The following is a 20,383-nucleotide window of genomic DNA, read 5'->3' as shown; positions in this document are numbered from 1 at the left end:
GTGTACGTCCGGCATCTGGGCTTGCGTGATTTCCGGTCCTGGGCACGGTTGGATCTCGAACTGGCGCCGGGGCGCACGGTATTCGTCGGTCGTAACGGCTTCGGGAAGACCAATGTGCTTGAGGCGCTGTGGTATTCGACCACGCTGGGATCCCATCGGGTCGGTACGGATGCGCCGCTGATCCGCGCGGGCGCCGAACGCGCCGTGGTGTCCACCATCGTGGTGAACGAGGGTCGCGAATGCGCGGTGGACCTCGAGATCGCCGCGGGCCGCGCCAATAAGGCGCGGCTGAACCGGTCGCCGGTGCGCAGCACGCGCGAGATCGTCGGGGTGTTGCGGGCGGTGTTGTTCGCTCCCGAGGACCTGGCACTGGTGCGCGGCGACCCGGCGGACCGGCGCCGCTATCTCGACGAGTTGGCCACCGTGCGGCGGCCGATGATCGCGGGGGTGCGTGCCGACTACGACAAGGTGCTGCGGCAACGTAGCGCCTTGTTGAAATCGTTGTCCGGGGCCCGGTTTCGCAGTGATCGGGGTGCGCTGGATTCGCTGGAGGTGTGGGACGGCCGGCTGGCCGAAATCGGTGCCCAACTGATGGCGGCCCGGATCGATCTGGTCAATGAACTGACACCGCAGGTGCAGAAGGCCTATCAACTGTTGGCGCCCGAATCACGTTCGGCGGCAATCGGTTACCGCGCCAGCACGGATACGGTGGCGCCGCAGGCGGAGAGCGACTCATTGGAGTCGGTGCTGTTGGCCGCCCTGACCGCCCGCCGCGGCGCCGAACTGGAGCGGGGGGTGTGTCTGGTCGGCCCACACCGCGACGACCTGGAATTGCGGCTGGGCGAGCATCCCGCCAAAGGCTTTGCCAGCCATGGGGAATCCTGGTCTTTCGCGGTCGCGTTGCGGCTGGCCGCCTACGAACTGCTGCGCGCCGATGGCAGCGACCCGGTGTTGTTGCTCGACGACGTGTTCGCCGAACTGGACACCAAGCGGCGCCGGGCCTTGGCGACGGTGGCGGAGTCGGCCGAGCAGGTGCTGGTGACCGCGGCCGTACCCGAGGACATTCCCGCGGGCTGGGAGGCCGGCCGTGTGCACATCGAGTTACACGACAGCGACGCCGGTCCGGTCTCGGAGGTCACAGCATGAGCGATCAGGACGAAGTCAACCAGCGCGGCCTGGACCTGGTTCGGCGAACGCTGGAAGAGGCGCGTGCGGCGGCCCGGGCGCGGGGACAGGACGCCGGCCGGGGCCGGGCGGCTCCCGTCGAGCCGCGCCGCCGGGTGGCCGGTTCACGGCGCCGATGGTCGGGACCGGGACCCGACGCGCGCGATCCCCAACCGTTGGGCCGGCTGACCAGCGAGCTGGCCAAGCAGCGAGGCTGGACCGCGCAGGTGGCCGAGGGAACCGTGTTCGGCCAGTGGAATTCGGTCGTCGGACATCAGATCGCCGACCATGCGAATCCGACGTCGTTGACCGACGGCGTGCTCAGTGTGACGGCGGAGTCGACGGCCTGGGCCACCCAACTGCGACTGATGCAGGCCCAGCTGCTGGCCAAGATCGCGGCCGCTGTCGGCAACGGTGTGGTGACCTCGCTGAAGATCACCGGTCCGGCCACCCCGTCGTGGCGGAAAGGACGCCGCACTTCCCCGGGCCGGGGACCCCGCGACACGTACGGATAAGCACCGTCCGGCGCTCGGGGGCGCTTCACACGCCACCGTCTCAGAGCCGCCAGAAATTAGCGGACTGATATCTGGAACGTCAGGACGCGCCCACAACGACGAAACTGAGCGCACGGCGCAATCAGATGGGTAGAAACGCGGCCGCAAGATCGGTGCTGACAGTGCATCACGGTAGAGTGATAGACGACTTGCCGACGGTAACCAATATCGTCGCTGCGATCCCCAAGGAGAGCGTTCCGCACGTGGCTGCCCAGAAGAAGAAGGCACAAGACGAATACGGCGCTTCGGCGATCACCGTTCTGGAAGGGCTCGAGGCCGTCCGCAAACGCCCGGGCATGTATATCGGCTCCACCGGGGAGCGTGGTCTGCACCATCTGGTCTGGGAGGTGGTGGACAACTCCGTCGACGAGGCCATGGCCGGCTACGCCACCCAGGTCGATGTGAAGCTGCTCGACGACGGCAGCGTCGAGGTGGCCGACAACGGTCGCGGTATCCCGGTCGCCATGCACGCCACCGGTGCCCCGACCGTCGACGTCGTCATGACCCAGCTGCATGCCGGCGGCAAGTTCGGTGGGGAGAACAGCGGCTACAACGTCAGCGGCGGTCTGCACGGCGTCGGCGTCTCGGTGGTCAACGCACTGTCCACCCGGCTGGAAGTCGACATCAAGCGCGACGGTCACCAGTGGTCGCAGTATTACGAGCGGGCCGTGCCCGGCACCCTCAAACAGGGCGAAGCAACCCGCAAGACCGGTACCACCATCAGGTTCTGGGCCGACCCGGACATCTTCGAAACCACCCAGTACGACTTCGAGACAGTGGCCCGCCGTCTGCAGGAGATGGCATTCCTGAACAAGGGCCTGACGATCAACCTCACCGACGAGCGGGTGGAACAGGACGAAGTGGTCGACGAGGTGGTCAGCGACCACGCCGAAGCCCCCAAGTCCGCCGAGGAGAAAGCCGCCGAATCCAAGAGGCCGCACAAGGTCAAGCACCGCACCTTCCACTACCCCGGCGGGTTGGTGGATTTCGTCAAGCACATCAACCGCACCAAGAGCCCGATCCAGCAGAGCGTGATCGACTTCGACGGCAAAGGCACCGGCCACGAGGTCGAAATCGCCATGCAGTGGAACGGCGGCTATTCCGAATCGGTGCACACCTTCGCCAACACCATCAACACCCACGAGGGCGGCACGCACGAAGAGGGTTTCCGCAGCGCGCTGACGTCCGTGGTGAACAAGTACGCCAAAGACAAGAAGCTGCTGAAGGACAAAGACCCCAACCTCACCGGTGACGACATCCGCGAAGGCCTGGCTGCCGTCATCTCGGTCAAGGTCGCCGAACCGCAGTTCGAGGGTCAGACCAAGACCAAGCTGGGCAACACCGAGGTCAAGTCGTTCGTGCAGAAGGTGTGCAACGAGCAGCTCACGCACTGGTTCGAGTCCAACCCGTCAGAAGCCAAAACCGTGGTGAACAAGGCGGTCTCCTCGGCGCAGGCCCGAATCGCGGCGCGCAAGGCCCGCGAGCTGGTGCGCCGCAAGAGCGCCACCGACCTCGGGGGGTTGCCCGGGAAGCTGGCCGACTGCCGCTCCACGGACCCGCGCAAGTCGGAACTGTATGTGGTGGAAGGTGACTCGGCCGGCGGCTCGGCCAAGAGCGGCCGGGACTCGATGTTCCAGGCGATCCTGCCGTTGCGCGGCAAGATCATCAACGTCGAGAAGGCCCGCATCGACCGGGTGCTGAAGAACACCGAAGTTCAGGCCATCATCACCGCGCTCGGCACCGGTATCCACGACGAGTTCGACATCGCCAAGCTGCGGTACCACAAGATCGTGCTGATGGCCGACGCCGACGTTGACGGACAACACATTTCGACGTTGTTGTTGACGCTGCTGTTCCGGTTCATGAGGCCGCTGCTCGAACACGGCCATGTGTTCCTTGCGCAGCCGCCGCTCTACAAACTGAAGTGGCAGCGCAGCGAACCCGAATTCGCTTACTCCGACCGGGAACGCGACGGCCTGCTGGAGGCCGGCCAGAAGGCCGGGAAGAAGATCAACAAAGAAGACGGCATTCAGCGCTACAAGGGTCTGGGCGAGATGGACGCTAAGGAGTTGTGGGAAACCACGATGGATCCCTCGGTGCGGGTATTGCGCCAGGTCACCCTCGATGACGCCGCCGCCGCCGACGAGTTGTTCTCCATCCTGATGGGCGAGGACGTCGAGGCCCGGCGCAGCTTCATCACCCGTAACGCCAAAGACGTTCGCTTCCTTGACGTTTGATCCCCAGTCCGCCTTCGATACAACGAGGAATAGATGACTGACACGACGCTGCCGCCCGGCGACGACTCGGTGGACCGGATCGAACCGGTCGACATCCAGCAGGAGATGCAGCGCAGCTACATCGACTACGCGATGAGCGTGATCGTCGGCCGCGCGCTGCCCGAAGTGCGCGACGGCCTCAAGCCGGTGCACCGCCGGGTGCTCTACGCGATGTATGACTCCGGATTCCGTCCCGACCGCAGCCACGCCAAATCGGCTCGCTCAGTGGCCGAGACGATGGGTAACTACCACCCGCACGGCGACGCCTCGATCTACGACACGTTGGTGCGGATGGCGCAGCCGTGGTCGCTGCGGTACCCGTTGGTCGACGGGCAGGGCAACTTCGGATCGCCGGGCAACGATCCGCCGGCGGCAATGAGGTATTGCGTCACCGGGGACACGTTGATCGGACTGCCCGAGGGCCGCTCCATCCCCATCGCAGAGGTGGTTCCGGGCGCTGAAGCCAACAGCGACAACGCCATTGACCTGAAAGTGCTTGACCGGCACGGCCTGCCGGTCTCCGCAGACAGGTTGTTCCATTCGGGTGAACACCCCACGTTCCGGGTCCGCACGAACGGCGGTCACGAGTTAACCGGCACGGCCAATCACCCGCTGCTGTGCCTGGTGAACATCGGACCGGTGCCCACGTTGTTGTGGAAGCTCATCGAAGAGATTGCGCCGGGTGACTGTGTGGTCCTCAGCACCGAGGGTGGGGGTCGTGAACCCAACACGCCGACGATGGGGTGCCTATCCCCCACGGTCGACGAGGTGCCGGGACTTGCCGAATTCCTGCAGGCCTACGTAGATGACGCGGATGCCGCGGCCATTGCATCCGAACTCACCGACGGCCGTTTCCACTACGCACGAGTCGCATCCGTTACCGACGCCGGCGTGCAACCGGTCTACAGCCTGCGGGTCGACACCGAAGACCACGCGTTCCTGACCAACGGCTTCATCAGTCACAACACCGAAGCACGGCTGACCCCCCTGGCCATGGAGATGCTGCGCGAAATCGACGAGGAGACAGTCGATTTCATCCCGAACTACGACGGCCGGGTGCAGGAACCCACGGTGCTGCCCAGCCGGTTCCCCAACCTGCTGGCCAACGGCTCGGGCGGCATCGCGGTGGGCATGGCCACCAACATCCCGCCGCACAACCTGCGCGAACTCGCCGAAGCGGTGTTCTGGTGCCTGGACAACCACGACGCCGACGAAGAGGCGACGCTGGACGCGGTCATGGAGCGCGTCAAGGGACCGGACTTTCCCACCTCCGGTCTGATCGTCGGATCACAGGGAATCTCTGACGCGTACAAGACCGGCCGCGGTTCGGTCAAAATGCGCGGAGTCGTTGAGGTAGAAGAGGATTCGCGCGGCCGGACCTCGCTGGTGATTACCGAGCTGCCTTATCAGGTCAACCACGACAACTTCATCACCTCGATCGCCGAGCAGGTCCGCGACGGCCGGCTGGCCGGAATCTCCAACATCGAGGACCAGTCCAGCGACCGCGTCGGGCTGCGCATCGTCATCGAACTCAAGCGCGATGCGGTGGCCAAGGTGGTGCTCAACAACCTCTACAAGCACACCCAGCTGCAGACCAGCTTCGGTGCCAACATGCTGTCGATCGTCGACGGCGTGCCGCGCACCCTGCGGCTGGACCAGATGATCCGCTACTACGTCGCGCACCAACTCGACGTGATCGTCCGGCGCACCACCTACCGACTGCGAAAAGCCAACGAGCGGGCCCACATTCTGCGCGGTCTGGTCAAAGCCCTCGACGCGCTGGACGAAGTCATCGCGCTGATCCGGGCATCGGAGACCGTGGACGTCGCCCGCACCGGGTTGATCGAACTGCTCGACATCGACGAGATCCAGGCGCAGGCGATCCTGGACATGCAGCTGCGCCGGCTTGCCGCCCTGGAACGTCAACGCATCGTCGACGACCTGGCCAAGATCGAAGCCGAAATCGCTGACCTGGAAGACATTCTCGCCAAACCGGAACGGCAGCGCGGCATCGTGCGCGACGAACTCGGCGAGATCGTGGACAAGCACGGCGACGACCGTCGTACCCGGATCATCGCCGCCGACGGTGAGGTCAGCGACGAAGATCTGATCGCCCGCGAGGACGTCGTCGTCACCATCACCGAAACCGGGTACGCCAAGCGCACCAAGACCGATCTGTACCGCAGCCAGAAACGCGGTGGCAAAGGCGTGCAGGGTGCCGGGCTCAAGCAGGACGACATCGTGCGGCACTTTTTCGTCTGCTCCACCCACGACTGGATCCTGTTCTTCACCACCCAGGGACGGGTGTACCGGGCCAAGGCCTATGAGTTACCGGAGGCGTTGCGGACCGCGCGCGGTCAGCACGTCGCCAACCTGCTGGCCTTCCAGCCCGAAGAACGCATCGCCCAGGTCATCCAGATCAAGAGCTACGAGGACGCGCCGTACCTGGTGCTGGCCACCCGCAACGGGCTGGTGAAGAAATCCAAACTGACCGACTTCGACTCCAACCGGTCCGGCGGAATCGTGGCGGTCAACCTGCGCGACGGCGACGAGCTCGTCGGCGCGGTGCTGTGCTCCTCGGATGACGACCTGCTGCTGGTGTCGGCCAACGGCCAATCCATCCGGTTCTCGGCGACCGACGAGGCGCTGCGGCCGATGGGCCGCGCCACCTCAGGGGTGCAAGGTATGCGGTTCAACGCCGACGACCGGCTGCTCTCGCTCAACGTCGTGCACGAAGGCACCTACCTGTTGGTCGCCACCTCGGGCGGCTACGCCAAGCGGACCGGCATCGAGGAGTATCCGGTGCAGGGGCGCGGCGGCAAGGGTGTGCTGACGGTCATGTACGACCGGCGGCGCGGCCGACTGGTCGGGGCGCTGATCGTCGACGACGAGAGCGAGCTCTACGCGATCACCTCCGGCGGCGGTGTCATCCGCACCACCGCCCGGCAGGTCCGCAAGGCCGGACGGCAGACCAAGGGCGTCCGGCTGATGAACCTGGGTGAGGGCGACACGCTGTTGGCCATCGCCCGCAACGCCGAAGCCAGCGTCGAGGCCGAGGTCGAGGGCGAAGAGGGGCCGGTCAGCTAGCCGGGCATAGACTCGGCTACTTGAGCACACATGTGAGGAGTCGGGGTGAGTTCACCGAACGAGCCGGGCGGCGCCCCCAGTCCGGGCGACCAGCCGAACGGGGATGGCTCAACCGAACGGGCCGGTGCGCACCGAGCCGCGACCGGGTCCGGCCGCATCCCGGATGCGGGCGACGCCCCGCCGTGGCAGCGCGGAGCGGCGCGGACGTCATCGCAGTCGGGACCGCGTCCAGCGGCAGACCCACCCACCGAAGTGCGGCCGCCCAGCAGCTCCGAAGCGCGGCTGAATCGTTTCATCTCCGGCGGGTCGGGTCCGACCACCGGCTCACCGCCGGAGGCGCCAGCTGTGCGTAGCGACAACACCCCTGCAGAGGCATATGCCAGCGAACTGCCCGATCTGTCCGGGCCGATTCCGCGGGCCACCCCGCGCAAGTCCACTCCCGAGCGGAGCTCGGACACCTCGTCAGGAACAACCCGGTCCAGCAGCGAAGGCCGCGAATCGCGGGAGTCGCGGGTGGCGGTCGGGTCCCGGCGGGCCCGCGGGCCGGTGCGGGCCAGCATGCAGATCCGTCGCATCGACCCGTGGAGCACATTGAAGGTGTCGCTGCTGCTGTCGGTGGCGCTGTTCTTCGTCTGGATGATCGCGGTCGCGTTCCTGTACCTGGTGCTCGGCGGCATGGGCGTGTGGGCCAAGCTGAACAGCAACGTCGGCGATCTGCTGAACAACACCAGCGGCAGCAGCGGTGAGCTCGTCTCCAGCGGCACCATCTTCGGCGGCGCCGTCCTGATCGGTTTGGTCAACATCGTGCTGATGACCGCGATGTCCACCATCGCCGCGTTCGTTTACAACCTCACCACCGATCTGATCGGTGGTATCGAAGTGACGCTGGCGGATCGGGACTAGCTGGCCTGTTTTGGGTGTCGGGTGGCCGGTGCGGTAATCTCCTCGCTCGGCCGTATGCGCAGTACGGGCCTATAGCTCAGGCGGTTAGAGCGCTTCGCTGATAACGAAGAGGTCGGAGGTTCGAGTCCTCCTAGGCCCACGACCATGGGTTCGTCAAGACGTCGGGTGAAGTTCGCGCTGGCGGCGGCCGCCGCGGCCGGCGCGGCTGCCGTGTTCCGTGCGCGGCGCGACGTCGAAGTCTGGCACGTGGCGCCCGATCCGACCTCTGATGACGCACCCGATCACCACGAGGGGCCTTAGCTCAGTTGGTAGAGCACCGCCTTTGCAAGGCGGGTGTCAGGGGTTCGATTCCCCTAGGCTCCACACACTGGCCGTGACCATCGCCGGCCATGCGAGGCAGGCGTCAGCGGTTGAGCGGACTGTAGAACACCAGCCCGTTGCCCTTGTTGTCGTAGACCACGGCACGCCGCTCGTGCGCGTCGTCGTGGGGGCCCTGCACGATGCCACCGCCGGCAGCTTCCACCGCCTTGGCCGCGGCGTCGACGTCAGCGGTCTTGATCCCGACGACAACCTGGCCCGGAATCGGATGGTCCACCGCGGTCGCCAACGCCAGCGTCACCGAGCCACCGTCCAGCGCCGCGAAGTGGGCTCCGTCGCGAAACTTCAACGCCATCCCCAGCGTCTCGGTGTAGAACCGGATCGACTCGTCGAGATCGTCGGTCGCCAAGATGATCATTCGTACGTCGTGCCCGGTCATCGGTGACTCCCTGCGCGCGCGGAGGTGAAACCCACCTGCCTAGGGACGCTGTTGCACATCGACGCTGGGCGGCAACGGCGACGGATCCGGACGCGTCGAGCGGCGCACGATGCTGAACGCGACCCCACCGGCGGCCAGCACCGCCACCCCGGCGGCACCCGCGACCACCCAGGGCTTCTTGCTGCGGCGCTGGGTGCGGCGGGCATCCTGCAGCAACTGCGGCAGGTTGGCGACCACTTCCTGGGCGGCGGCCAGCTCCTGGCCGATCGTCTCCTGGGCGGCGGCGAGCTCGCGGGCCAGGCGGCCCTCCCGGTAGCGGCGCCGGAGCTCCGTGGCCGTCGAGCGCGCACCTTGGGCTCCGAGGCCGACGACGCCGCGGGTGACGTCGACCGGTCCCACCGTCGAGTAGGTCAGGCCCCGGGTGAGTCGCTCGCGCGGAGTCAACCGGGCATCCACCGTCACACTCATCTGCCGCCTTTCGCCGTGCCGCTCGGATCCTACGAGTCCTATCAGGTACCACGCCGTCGAGCTAGTACCTGACCTCAAACGGATGCAGGTGCACCGGCTGCGGGCCGGATGCGGTGTGGTGGCAGACTGTGATCCCGTGACCAACCCGATTCAGACCGCCACCGCCACGCTGCACACCAACCGGGGAGACGTCAAGGTCGCCCTGTTCGGCAACCACGCGCCCAAGACCGTCGCCAACTTCGTCGGGCTTGCGCAGGGCACCAAGGAGTACTCGACGCAGAACGCCTCCGGCGGCCCGTCGGGCCCGTTCTACGACGGCGCGGTCTTCCACCGGGTGATCAAGGGCTTCATGATCCAGGGCGGCGACCCGACCGGCACCGGCCGTGGCGGTCCGGGCTACAAGTTTGCCGACGAGTTCCACCCCGAGTTGCAGTTCGACCGGCCGTACCTGCTGGCGATGGCCAACGCCGGGCCGGGCACCAACGGCTCACAGTTCTTCATCACGGTGGGCCCGACCCCGCACCTGAACCGTCGCCACACGATTTACGGCGAGGTCATCGACCCCGAGTCGCAGCGCGTCGTCGACACCATCGCCACCACGGCGACCGACGGCAACGACCGCCCGCTGGAACCGGTCGTCATCGAGTCGATCACCATTTCCTGACCAGTCCCCCGCCGAGCAGACGCAAAAGCCCCTAATTTCGTGCCGAAATGGGGGCTTTTGCGTCTGTTCGGCACTAAGGGTGACCCGCCCAGCCGGCGTCGGTGAGGGCGTCGAGCACGTCCAAAGGGTCGGTGCCCAGGTCCCAGCGCGACAGCACAATCAGTCCCCCGCTGACCGTCTCGATCTCCAGCAGCCGCACCCGCCGCCCGTGTCGGCGGAATTCGGTGATCCGGATGATGTCGATCGCGTCGCGGCGCAACAGCTGCGTGCGCAACCAGCCGCGCAATACCAGCGCGTCGTCGGTGATAGCCAGCTTGGGACGGGCCCGCCACGACGCGCCGGCAAACACGAGCAGACCCAGCGCGGCAATCCCGGCGATGAAGCGCCCGGGCGGGTCTGTGACCAGCGTCACAGCGGCGATAGCCAACATCATGCCGCCGACGCCGCAAGCTGCGATTCCGGCGGTGGGCGGCGACCATTCAGTTTGCTGCATGCGTTATCGGAGCCCTCTCACCACCATGGATACGATTAATCCACAGCAGCTATCAACAGTGGGGATGAATCACACGCGTGTGATTGGGTAACGGCGGGGTTGCTAGCTCGCTAACAAGACCGACATATCACCCCGCCATTACCCCTGAGTCAACGCTCAGTGCCAGCGCATCGTGAGCAACAGCCCGGTGATCATGAAAGCGAACGCGATGGCGTAGTTCCACGGACCGAGTTCGGCCATCCAGTGCAGCGCGGCCGGAGCCTGCGGACCGTAAGCCGCCAACTGGAACACCATCAACCAGACCAGCCCCACCAGCATGAGCCCGATGAACAGCGCGACGAACCAGACGCTGGACGGCCCCACCTTCACCTTCACCGGCGTACGGCTCACCGCGCTGACGGTGAAGTCGTTCTTCTTGCGGACCTTGGACTTGGGCATTTACTACCTCTGGTGTCAAACGAGCAGAGCAGGTGCAACGATGCGGAACAGGTGCAACGATTACGGTTGCAGCGCGGAGCTTGGGTACGACCTTAACTCAAGGCGATCCGCGACCACCCACCGCGAACCGCGATCAGGAGCCGGAGACACACCGTTGACCGAACAGGGATCCGATCAGCGCCGCTCGCTGTGGCACTTCGGTGTCCCGGTGGTGTGTCTGCTGGCCGGGCTGCTGCTGGCCGCGACGCACGGGGTGTCCGGGGGTGCGGAAATCCGTCGTAGCGACGCGCCGCGGCTGGTGGACCTGGTCCGTGAAACCCGGTCCTCGGTGAGTCAACTGGACGCCGAACGCGAAGCGCTCAGCCGCAAGCTCGACGCCGCACACGGCCGGTCGTCGGACACCGCACTACGCGCGATGTTGCAACGGGCCGCCGAACTGGCCGGCGAGGCCGACATGAACCCGGTGCGCGGCCCCGCCCTGGTAGTGGTCCTCAACGACGCGCAGCGCGATGCCAACGGCCGGTTCCCGCGGGACGCCACCCCGGACGACCTCGTCGTGCACCAACAGGACATCGACGGGGTGCTCAATGCGATGTGGAGTGCCGGCGCGGAAGCCATCCAGATGCAGGACCAACGCATCATCGCCACGTCGGTGGTCCGTTGCGTGGGCAACACCCTGCTGCTCAACGGTCGCACCTACAGCCCGCCCTATTCCATCACCGCCATCGGCAACGCCGCCGCCATGCAGGCGGCGCTGGCCGCCGCTCCCCTGGTGACCCTCTACAAGCAGTACGTGGTCCGGTTCGGGCTCGGGTACCGCGAGGAAGTCAAGGCCGACGTCCAGATCGCCGGCCATTCCGAGCCGGTGCGGCTGCACTATGCGCAGCCGATGGGCCCGATCGGCTACTGACAACAGCACCGCACCTGGGCGGTAACCTGTCACGGTGCAGATCCTGGTCGTCGACAACTACGACAGCTTTGTGTTCAACCTGGTCCAGTATCTGGGCCAGCTGGGCGTCGAGGCCGCCGTGTGGCGCAACGACGACGCGCGCCTGGCCGATGCGAACGCCGTCGCCACCCAGTTCGACGGTGTGCTGCTCAGCCCGGGGCCGGGGACACCCGAGCGCGCGGGCGCCTCGATCGGCCTGGTCCGCGCGTGCGCCGAGTCCAGCACGCCCCTGCTCGGGGTGTGCCTGGGGCACCAGGCCATCGGGGTGGCGTTCGGTGCCACCGTCGACCGCGCACCCGAGTTGCTGCATGGCAAGACCAGCAGTGTGCTGCACACTAATGCCGGTGTGCTGCAAGGACTTCCGGATCCGTTTACGGCCACCCGGTATCACTCGCTGACCATCCTGCCGGAGTCGCTGCCAGCCGAGTTGGAGGCCATCGCGCACACCCGCAGCGGGGTGATCATGGCAGTGCGGCACACCGGTCTGCCCATCCACGGCGTCCAGTTCCACCCGGAGTCGATCCTGACCGAAGGCGGTCACCGGATGCTGGCGAACTGGCTCGCCTACTGCGGCTGGGTGCGCGACGACACGTTGGTGCGTCGCTTGGAGAACGAAGTCTCTACCGCGGTGCGGCCGCACTTCCCGGTCGAACCGTCCACCCGGCCGGCCGGAGTCACTGACCGAACTTCAGCGTGATCACGCCGTCCCGATTGACGCCGCTGCCGGCCGACGGGCTCTGAACCACGATCTTGTTGTGCAGCGGACCACCGGCGTCGACGTCGGGCCCCTTGTCCAGCACCCCGGTCCACCCCAGTGCACGCAACCGAGGCTCGGCATCCGTCCAGAACATGCCGGACAGATCCGGCATCACGAACTGATTGCCCTTGGATACCTGCAGTTCGATCACCGAGTCGACGGGGACCGTGGTGCCTGCCGGCGGATTGGTGGAGATCACGTCGCCGGCGGTGCGCGTGCTGTCCACCAACGCCTGACTGAACTTCGAAAAGCCGTACACGCTGAGGTTCTTCTGCGCCATCTCCAACGTCTGGCCCGCGACGTCGGGGATCTGCTTGGTCTCTGGACCCGAACCGATGATGATCGTGATCACGTTGGTGATCGCCGACGTCTGATTCGCCGGCGGGTTGGTCCCGATGACCTTGCCGGCCTGCTCCGCAGCGGACGGCGCCTTGGCTTCCTTGAACTTGCTGAAACCCGCGGCGGTGAGCTTCTTGACTGCTTCGGCGTAGGTCAGCGACGACACGTCGGGCAGCTCGCGCTGCTCGGGACCGGTGGAGACGTTGATGGTGATTTCGTCGCCCGCGCCCACCGAGGCGTTGGCGATCGGGTCGGTGCCTATGACGTGGTCGGGCAGGATCGTCGAGTCGGGTTTCTGCTGGGTGCGCGTCTTGAAACCCTTGTTCTGCAGCGCGGCGATCGCGTCCGCCGACGCTTGGCCGCGCACGTCGGGAACCTGGACGTTGCGGGGATTGCCACCGAAAGTGTTGATCGCGATGGTGACCACGATCGTGAGCACCGCCAGTACCGCCACCGCGGCCACCCAGCGACCCACCGACCCCGCACCCCGGTTGTCGGATTCGTCGAAGTTCTGCCGGGGCAGCGGGTCGGTCCGCGGTCCGGTGTGGCTGGGACCCGAGTAGGACATATATGCCTTGCGCTCGGCGCCGGTCAGCACCTTGGGAGCTTCAGGGGCCTCGCCGTTGTGCACCCGGACCAGGTCGGCCCGCATCTCGGCGGCCGTCTGATACCGGTTCTCCGGGTTCTTGGCCAAGGCTTTGAGCACGACGGCGTCGAGGTCGGCGGAAACTCCTTCGTGCCGTTCCGAGGGCGGCACCGGATCTTCGCGGACGTGCTGGTAGGCCACCGAGACCGGTGAGTCACCGGTGAAAGGTGGCTCCCCGGTGAGCATTTCGTAGAGCACACAGCCCAGCGAATACACATCAGAGCGGGCGTCCACCGGGTCGCCGCGGGCCTGCTCGGGCGACAGGTACTGCGCGGTCCCTATCACCGCGGCGGTCTGGGTGACGCTGTTGCCGCCGTCGGCGATTGCCCGGGCGATGCCGAAGTCCATCACCTTCACCGCGTTGTTGGCGGAACTGATCATGATGTTCGCCGGCTTGACGTCGCGGTGGATGATGCCGTTCTGGTGGCTGAAGTTCAGCGCCTGGCAGGCGTCGGCGATCACCTCGATGGCCCGCTTGGGCGTCATCGGGCCTTCGGTGTGCACGATGTCGCGCAGGGTCACGCCGTCGACGTACTCCATCACGATGTACGGCAACGGTCCGGCCGGTGTCTCTGCCTCGCCGGTGTCGTACACCGCGACGATCGCCGGATGGTTGAGCGCGGCGGCATTCTGCGCTTCACGCCGGAACCGCAGGTAGAAGCTGGGGTCGCGAGCGAGGTCGGCGCGCAACACTTTGACCGCGACGTCGCGGTGCAACCGCAGGTCGCGGGCGAGGTGAACCTCGGACATACCTCCGAAGCCGAGGATGTCGCCCAGTTCGTAACGGTCGGACAGATGCTGAGGGGTTGTCATCCTGGGGTCCCGAATTGAGCCGGCATCCCAGGGATACCCGTTTCCCCACTGTCAGTCCAATGGCTGACCGACGCGCTTCCGGTGTTGTTCACCGTCGGCGGCACCTGTTGCTGCTGTGCGGTGTCGTTCTTCGAAATGACGATCAGCACCGCGATGATGATCGCCAGCGCGCCGAGTACCCCGGCCGCCCACAGCAGCGCCCGCTGGCCGGAGGAGAACGTCCGCCGGGCCGGCGGCGGCCGGCGACCCGAGGCGGCCTGCGAGCGGCGTGGCGCGGCGGTGCGGCTGGTGGAGGACGCGGGCGCGATCCGCGCCGGGGCGGCCGACGGGACCGCCGCCGGGGCGGCCCGGCCGGCCGGTGGGGACGCGCTGGGTCGGGGTGGTCGCCGGCCGGCTCGCACCGCGGCCACCGCGTCGGCGAACGGTCCCCCGCTGCGGTAGCGCTGGCTGGGATTCTTCACCAGGGTGATCTCGATGAGCTCGCGCACATTGGGCGGCAGATCATTGGGCAACGGCGGCGGCGGCTCCTTGATGTGCTTCATCGCCACGGTCAGCGCACCGTCCCCGGTGAACGGCCTTTTGCCCGAAACCACTTCGTAGCCAACAACTCCCAGCGCGTAGACGTCACTGGCCGGTGTCGCGTCGTGGCCCAGGGCCTGCTCGGGCGCGATGTACTGGGCGGTGCCCATCACCATGCCGGTCTGGGTGACCGGTGCGGCGTCGACGGCCTTGGCGATACCGAAGTCGGTGATCTTCACCTGACCGGTAGGGGTGATCAGGATGTTGCCCGGCTTGACGTCACGGTGCACCAGACCGTTGGTGTGCGCGATCTGCAGCGCGCGGCCGGTCTGCTCGAGCATGTCCAGGGCGTGCCGCAGCGAGAGGCGGCCGGTGCGTTTGAGCACCGAGTTCAACGGTTCACCGTTGACCAGCTCCATGACCAGGTAGGCGGTGCGGCCTTCGCCGTCCAGCTGGCTTTCGCCGTAGTCGTGCACCTGGGCGATACCGGGATGGTTGAGCATCGCAGTGGTGCGGGCCTCGGAGCGGAACCGTTCGATGAACTCCGGGTCCTGTGAGAATTCCTGCTTGAGCACCTTCACGGCGACGCGCCGACCCAGGCGGCTGTCCACCGCTTCCCAAACCTGGCCCATGCCGCCGGTGGCGATGAGCCGCTGCAGGCGGTAACGACCCGACAGCGTCACCCCGACGCGCGGACTCATGGTCCCCCCTGCAACGCAGCTTCGATCACTGCCCGTCCGATCGGCGCGGCGACCGCGCCGCCGGTCGCGGACAGGCGATCACCACCGTTTTCCACCAGCACCGCCACGGCAATCTTCGGCGCCTGCGCGGGCGCGAAGGCGATGTACCACGCGTGCGGTGGCGTGTTCCGCGGGTCGGAGCCGTGCTCCGCGGTGCCCGTCTTCGATGCGATCTGCACGCCGGGGATGGCCCCTTTCTGCTGTGCGACTTTCTCGGCGCCGACCATCAGCTCTGCCAGCTTAGCGGCGACCTGCGGCGAAACTGCGCGGCGCTGCTGATACGGCGCAGTGCTGCTGATGTTGGCCAGGTCGGGTCCCTTGAGGCTTTCTACCAGGTAGGGCCGCATCAAGATGCCGCCGTTGGCGATCGCCGCGGCAACCTCGGCGTTCTGCAACGGTGTGAGCGCGACGTCCTTCTGCCCGATGCTGGTCATGCCCAGCGCGGCACCATCGGCGATGGGGCCCACGGTCGATTCGGCCACCTGCAGCGGGATCGGCGCCGGGGTGTCGTCCAGGCCGAACGCCCGGGACACGCTGCGCATCGCCTCGGCGCCGGTGAGCAGTCCGAGCTGGACGAAGGCGGTGTTGCAGGACTTGGCGAACGCCTCGTTCAGCGGCACGGTCTGACCTGGCCCACACGGGGTGCCGTCGTAGTTCTCCAACGTGGCGGTGCTGTTGGGCAACGGAATTTTGGCCGCTGCCGTCAGCGGCGCGGTCTCACTGGTGCCGGCGGCCAGGGCCGCGGCGGTGGTGATCACCTTGAACGTGGAACCGGGCGGGTATGTCTCCGAGATCGCCCGGTTGACCAGCGGATTGTCGGCGCTGTCCCGGAGGCGCTGCCAGGCTTGCGCCTGGATGTCGGGATTGTGCGACGCCAGCAGGTTCGGGTCGTAAGACGGTGCGGACACCAGGGCCAGGATCTTGCCGGTCGAGGGTTCCAGCGCGACGACGGCGCCCTTGCACGGGGAGCCGCTGCAGCCTTGCCGCATCGCGTCCCAGGCGGCCTGCTGCACACGCGGGTTGATGGTGGTGTCCACGTTGCCGCCGCGCGGGTCGCGACCGGTGAAGAAGTCAGCCAACCGCCGGCCGAACAACCGTTCGTCGGACCCGTTGAGCAGCGGATCCTCGGCCCGTTCGAGGCCGGCGCTGGAATAGCGCAGCGAGTAGAAGCCGGTGACGGGCGCGTACACCTCGGGGTTGGGGTACACCCGCAGGAAACGGAACCGGCTGTCGGTGGCGACCGAATACGCGAGCAATTGGCCGCCCGCGATGATCTGGCCCCGCTGGCGCGAGTATTCGTCGAGCAGCACACGCTGATTGCGCGGGTCGGCCCGCAACCCGTCGGCGGTGAAGACCTGCGTCATCGTGGCGTTGAGCAACAGCAGCACGATCAGCGCCATCACGGTCACCGAAATCCGGCGCAGCGAGGTGTTCATACGCGCTCGATGACCTCGGTGCTGGCCGCCGCGATCGGCGACTTCTTGCGGGGACGGGTGCGCACCGGACGCCGGGCGCCGTCGGAGATGCGGGCCAAGATGGCCAGCAACACATAGTTGGCCAGCAGCGACGATCCGCCGTAGGACATCCAGGGCGTGGTCAATCCGGTCAACGGAATCAGCTTGGTGACCCCGCCGACCACGATGAACAGCTGAATCGCCAGCGTCGAGGCCAGACCGGCGGCCAGCAGCTTGCCGAAGCTGTCACGAGTGGCGATCGCGGTGCGCATGCCGCGGATGATGACGATGGTGAAGAGCATCAAAATGCTGGCCAGGCCCACCAGACCCAACTCCTCGCCGAACGCGGCGATGATGAAGTCGGTGGACGCCGCGGGCACGGTGTCGGGCTGGCCGTTGCCCAGACCGGTGCCGAAGATCCCACCGGTGGCGAAACTGAACAGCGCCTGCACCATCTGGTAGCCGTCCCCGTCGGGATCGGCGAACGGGTCCAGCCAGGTCTGGACCCGCACCTGGACATGGCTGAACGAGTAGTAGGCGACCACACTGCCGAGCGCGAACAACACCAGCCCGAGCACCACCCAGCTGAACCGTTGCGTCGCCAGGTAGACGAGCACCAGAAAAGACGAGTACAGCAGCAGCGAGGTGCCCAGATCCTTTTCGAAGACCATCACGCCCACCGAGATCGCCCACGCGGCCAGCAGTGGGGCCAGGTCGCGGGGGCGCGGCAGGTTCATCCCCATCACGTGCTTGCCGGCGCTTGTGAACAGGCTGCGTTTGGCGACCAATACCGCGGCGAAGAAGATCAACAGCAAAATCTTGGAGAACTCGGCGGGCTGGATGGAGAAGCCGGGCAGCCGGATCCAGATCTTGGCGCCGTTCTGCTCGGACAGCGACTTGGGCAGCAGCGCGGGAATGACCAGGAAGACCAGACCCGTCAGGCCGCAGATGTAGCCGTAGCGGGCCAGTTGGCGGTAGTCCTTGAGAAGCGCCACCACCAGCGCGAACGCCACGACACCGAGCAGGGTCCACAGCATCTGCTGATTGGCGCTGGGGTGACCGTGCCGGCCCACCTCTTTATCCACCAGGTCCAGGCGGTGGATCATCACCAGACCCAGACCGTTGAGCAGCGCGACCACCGGCAGTAGCAGCGGATCGGTGAAGGGCGCGAAACGCCGGAGAACCAGGTGGGCGAAGATGAACAGTGTCAGGAAGCCCAACCCGTAGCTGACCAGGTCCCAGTGCACGCCGCGCTCCTGGTTGGTCTCCACGATCACCAACGCGGCGACGGTGATCACCGTGGCGAACACCAGCAGCAGTAACTCGGAGTTGCGCCGGGTCGGCAGCGGAGGAGTCACCGCAACCGGTGCGGGCAATTCCGTTGTGGTCATGCCGCTGCCCGGCAGTCCACGCCTGGTGTCTGAGAGGGTTGCTGGGTTTCCGTTGCCGGCGGAGACGGCGGGGCGGGCGCTACCGGGGTGGTGCTGGACGAAGGCAGCGAGCTCTGCGCCGGCGTGGTCGGAGTCGTCGCCGGGGCCGTGGAGCTGGTGGCCGGCGGCGTCGAGCCGTTGCCGGGTTCGGGGGTGCCCCTGCTGTTGGTGGACGGGGCTGTTGGCTCTGTCGACGACGTGCGCTGCTGCGGGCACTCCGGCAGCAGCTGCTTGGACAGGTCGCGCAGCTGCTGGCGCGCACCCTCCAACGTGTTGGCGGGCAACCCGTCCTGCACCGTCTTCCGGGCCGACGGGTTGAGGTACTCCAGCTTCACCGGCCGGCACTGCTGTCCGGCGGGAGCCTCGGAGATCTCGTTGCCTTTCAAGCAGCTCGACGAGTGCGTGTCGTGCAGGGAGATACCCAGCAGCGATCCCTGGACCCCCCGCATGATGACCACCGTGCCGTTGTCGTTGGCGACGTAGTAGTTGTTGCCGATGATGAGCTTGGCGATGAACACGCCGGCCAGCAGCACCAGCACCGCCAGCACGGCGGCCAGAATGATCCGGCGCCGCGGCCAGCGCGGCTTGCTCGGCGGTTCTGCTTGCGGCGCAACGCGTTTGGTGACCTCTTTGCGGGGTCGGATCGCTGATGCGCGGCCGGCCGCGGTGTTGGGGAGCGTCAGCTGGTCCTCGTCGCTGTCGCCGGACACCGCGCCGGCCAGGATCGGCTGGGTCTGGCCGAACTCGTCGTCCACGACGTCGGCGACCACCACCGTGACGTTGTCGGGCCCCCCGCCGCGCAGCGCGAGTTCGATCAACCGGTAAGCGCTTTCGGCGACATCGGCGATCTGCAGTGCTTCGGCGATGGTCTCGTTGCTGACCGGGTCGGACAGACCGTCCGAGCACAGCAGGTAGCGGTCACCGGCGCGGGCTTCGCGCATCGTCAGGGTCGGCTCCACCTCGTGACCGGTCAGCGCCCGCATGATCAGCGACCGTTGCGGGTGGCTGTGGGCCTCCTCGGCGGTGATGCGTCCTTCGTCGACCAGGGTCTGCACGAACGTGTCGTCTTTGGTGATCTGCGTCAGTTCGCCGTCCCGGAACAGGTAGCCGCGCGAGTCACCGATGTGGGCCAGTCCGAGACGGTCCCCGGCGAACAGGATCGCGGTGAGGGTGGTCCCCATCCCTTCCAGATCGGGTTCCATCTCGACCTGCGCGGCGATCGCGGAGTTGCCCTCGCGAACCGCGGCGTCGAGCTTGGCCAGCAGATCGCCGCCGGGCTCGTCGTAGTCCAGTGGCGCCAGCGCGCCGATCACCAGTTGCGACGCCACCTCGCCGGCGGCGTGCCCGCCCATGCCGTCGGCCAGGGCCAACAACCGTGCACCGGCATACACCGAGTCCTCGTTGTTGGACCGCACCAGGCCGCGATCGCTGCGGGCCGCATAGCGCAATACCAGCGTCACGGGCGCAGCTCGATCGCCGTCTTGCCGATCCGAACCGGCGTACCTATGGGAACTCGTACCGCAGTCGTCACCTTCGCCCTGTCAAGGTAAGTGCCGTTCGTCGACCCTAAATCTTCCACATACCATTCCGAACCGCGTTGAGACAGCCTGGCGTGCCGCGTCGACGCGTAGTCGTCAGTCAACACCAGGGTCGAATCGTCCGCGCGTCCGATCAACACCGGCTGTCCGCTGAGGGTGATCCGGGCACCGGTCAGCGCGCCCTCCGTCACGACCAGGTAGCGCGCGGAGTCGCGCCGCTGCCGCGGGGAAAGCAGACTGCCCCGCAACGCCAGCCCGCGCCGCACCATGACCGCTCCGGTGGGGGCGTAGATATCGGTGCGCAGGATCCGCAGCACCGACCAGATGAACAGCCATAACAACATCAGGAAGCCGGCACGCGACAGCTGCAGTACCAACCCCTGCATCTGACGGT

General features: G+C 66.8%; 19 protein-coding genes and 2 tRNA genes. 11 read left to right on the top strand and 10 right to left on the bottom strand.

The genetic code is table 11. The annotated features are described in order from the left end of the window. The 8 genes from recF (at position 1) to AC5Y6Y_RS12590 (ending at position 8,347) form a co-directional block, all read left to right on the top strand. Positions 1 to 1,146 (top strand): DNA replication/repair protein RecF, encoded by a 1,146-nt coding sequence (recF, locus tag AC5Y6Y_RS12625; protein WP_473138694.1) that lies wholly within the window; start codon positions 1 to 3, stop codon positions 1,144 to 1,146. Beyond that, positions 1,143 to 1,679 (top strand): DUF721 family protein, encoded by a 537-nt coding sequence (locus tag AC5Y6Y_RS12620; protein WP_473138695.1) that lies wholly within the window; start codon positions 1,143 to 1,145, stop codon positions 1,677 to 1,679. Before recF ends, AC5Y6Y_RS12620 begins: the two co-directional genes overlap by 4 nt. A gap of 242 nt (positions 1,680 to 1,921) precedes the next feature. Next, the gene (gene gyrB / locus AC5Y6Y_RS12615) at positions 1,922 to 3,955 is read left to right on the top strand and encodes a DNA topoisomerase (ATP-hydrolyzing) subunit B (RefSeq protein ID WP_463826281.1); all 2,034 of its coding nucleotides are present in this window, start codon (positions 1,922 to 1,924) and stop codon (positions 3,953 to 3,955) included. Positions 3,956 to 3,988: 33 nt separating this feature from the next. After that, the gene (gyrA, locus tag AC5Y6Y_RS12610; RefSeq protein ID WP_473138696.1) at positions 3,989 to 7,081 is read left to right on the top strand and encodes an intein-containing DNA gyrase subunit A; all 3,093 of its coding nucleotides are present in this window, start codon (positions 3,989 to 3,991) and stop codon (positions 7,079 to 7,081) included. Between the two features lie 45 nt (positions 7,082 to 7,126). Then, complete coding sequence (locus AC5Y6Y_RS12605) at positions 7,127 to 7,984, top strand: DUF3566 domain-containing protein (RefSeq protein ID WP_463826283.1); 858 nt, start codon at positions 7,127 to 7,129, stop codon at positions 7,982 to 7,984. A 65-nt stretch (positions 7,985 to 8,049) separates the two neighbouring features. Then, positions 8,050 to 8,123, top strand: a tRNA-Ile gene (locus AC5Y6Y_RS12600). 5 nt (positions 8,124 to 8,128) lie between these two features. Further along, entirely contained in the window at positions 8,129 to 8,284 is a 156-nt protein-coding gene (locus AC5Y6Y_RS12595) for a hypothetical protein (RefSeq protein WP_473138697.1), read from the top strand. Further along, positions 8,275 to 8,347, top strand: a tRNA-Ala gene (locus AC5Y6Y_RS12590). Before AC5Y6Y_RS12595 ends, AC5Y6Y_RS12590 begins: the two co-directional genes overlap by 10 nt. Positions 8,348 to 8,387: 40 nt before the next feature. Here the strand turns inward: AC5Y6Y_RS12590 and AC5Y6Y_RS12585 are convergent. Both AC5Y6Y_RS12585 and cwsA read right to left on the bottom strand, forming a co-directional pair. Further along, on the bottom strand, positions 8,388 to 8,741 hold the full coding sequence (locus AC5Y6Y_RS12585; protein WP_473138698.1) for a VOC family protein: 354 nt from the start codon (positions 8,739 to 8,741) through the stop codon (positions 8,388 to 8,390). Positions 8,742 to 8,780: 39 nt separating this feature from the next. Further along, entirely contained in the window at positions 8,781 to 9,209 is a 429-nt protein-coding gene (cwsA, locus tag AC5Y6Y_RS12580) for a cell wall synthesis protein CwsA (protein ID WP_473138699.1), read from the bottom strand. 118 nt (positions 9,210 to 9,327) lie between these two features. Here cwsA and AC5Y6Y_RS12575 point away from each other — a divergent pair, with 118 nt between their 5' ends. Beyond that, complete coding sequence (locus AC5Y6Y_RS12575; protein WP_463826431.1) at positions 9,328 to 9,873, top strand: peptidylprolyl isomerase; 546 nt, start codon at positions 9,328 to 9,330, stop codon at positions 9,871 to 9,873. Between the two features lie 73 nt (positions 9,874 to 9,946). Here AC5Y6Y_RS12575 and AC5Y6Y_RS12570 read toward each other — a convergent pair whose 3' ends face one another. Next, the gene (locus AC5Y6Y_RS12570) at positions 9,947 to 10,366 is read right to left on the bottom strand and encodes a PH domain-containing protein (RefSeq protein ID WP_473138700.1); all 420 of its coding nucleotides are present in this window, start codon (positions 10,364 to 10,366) and stop codon (positions 9,947 to 9,949) included. Between the two features lie 156 nt (positions 10,367 to 10,522). Further along, entirely contained in the window at positions 10,523 to 10,804 is a 282-nt protein-coding gene (crgA, locus tag AC5Y6Y_RS12565) for a cell division protein CrgA (RefSeq protein WP_418013974.1), read from the bottom strand. 154 nt (positions 10,805 to 10,958) lie between these two features. On the opposite strand from crgA, the gene AC5Y6Y_RS12560 reads away from it, so the two are divergent. Together AC5Y6Y_RS12560 and AC5Y6Y_RS12555 are read left to right on the top strand one after the other, a co-directional pair. Continuing rightward, positions 10,959 to 11,714: a DUF881 domain-containing protein gene (locus tag AC5Y6Y_RS12560; protein WP_473138701.1), complete on the top strand. Its 756-nt coding sequence runs from the start codon at positions 10,959 to 10,961 to the stop codon at positions 11,712 to 11,714. A 34-nt stretch (positions 11,715 to 11,748) separates the two neighbouring features. Then, positions 11,749 to 12,450 (top strand): aminodeoxychorismate/anthranilate synthase component II, encoded by a 702-nt coding sequence (locus tag AC5Y6Y_RS12555; RefSeq protein WP_473138702.1) that lies wholly within the window; start codon positions 11,749 to 11,751, stop codon positions 12,448 to 12,450. Here the strand turns inward: AC5Y6Y_RS12555 and pknB are convergent. Genes pknB through AC5Y6Y_RS12525 form a run of 6 tightly spaced genes read right to left on the bottom strand, consistent with a single transcriptional unit; the run spans position 12,428 to position 20,375 of the window. Continuing rightward, on the bottom strand, positions 12,428 to 14,308 hold the full coding sequence (pknB, locus tag AC5Y6Y_RS12550) for a Stk1 family PASTA domain-containing Ser/Thr kinase (protein ID WP_463826289.1): 1,881 nt from the start codon (positions 14,306 to 14,308) through the stop codon (positions 12,428 to 12,430). The genes AC5Y6Y_RS12555 and pknB overlap by 23 nt on opposite strands. Further along, positions 14,305 to 15,528, bottom strand: coding sequence for a serine/threonine-protein kinase (locus AC5Y6Y_RS12545; protein WP_473138703.1), 1,224 nt, complete (start codon positions 15,526 to 15,528; stop codon positions 14,305 to 14,307). Before AC5Y6Y_RS12545 ends, pknB begins: the two co-directional genes overlap by 4 nt. After that, on the bottom strand, positions 15,525 to 17,003 hold the full coding sequence (gene pbpA / locus AC5Y6Y_RS12540; RefSeq protein WP_463826291.1) for a D,D-transpeptidase PbpA: 1,479 nt from the start codon (positions 17,001 to 17,003) through the stop codon (positions 15,525 to 15,527). The genes AC5Y6Y_RS12545 and pbpA overlap by 4 nt, the downstream gene beginning before the upstream one ends. Next, entirely contained in the window at positions 17,000 to 18,412 is a 1,413-nt protein-coding gene (locus AC5Y6Y_RS12535; protein ID WP_463826292.1) for an FtsW/RodA/SpoVE family cell cycle protein, read from the bottom strand. The genes pbpA and AC5Y6Y_RS12535 overlap by 4 nt, the downstream gene beginning before the upstream one ends. Further along, positions 18,409 to 19,911 (bottom strand): PP2C family protein-serine/threonine phosphatase, encoded by a 1,503-nt coding sequence (locus tag AC5Y6Y_RS12530; protein WP_473138704.1) that lies wholly within the window; start codon positions 19,909 to 19,911, stop codon positions 18,409 to 18,411. Before AC5Y6Y_RS12530 ends, AC5Y6Y_RS12535 begins: the two co-directional genes overlap by 4 nt. Then, positions 19,908 to 20,375, bottom strand: coding sequence for an FHA domain-containing protein FhaB/FipA (locus AC5Y6Y_RS12525; protein WP_463826294.1), 468 nt, complete (start codon positions 20,373 to 20,375; stop codon positions 19,908 to 19,910). The genes AC5Y6Y_RS12530 and AC5Y6Y_RS12525 overlap by 4 nt, the downstream gene beginning before the upstream one ends. Positions 20,376 to 20,383 lie beyond the last annotated feature (8 nt).

Source organism: Mycobacterium sp. NGS24 (assembly GCF_059813065.1).
Note: the sequence above shows the minus strand (reverse complement) of the source record. Positions and strands in the feature narration are given on the sequence as shown.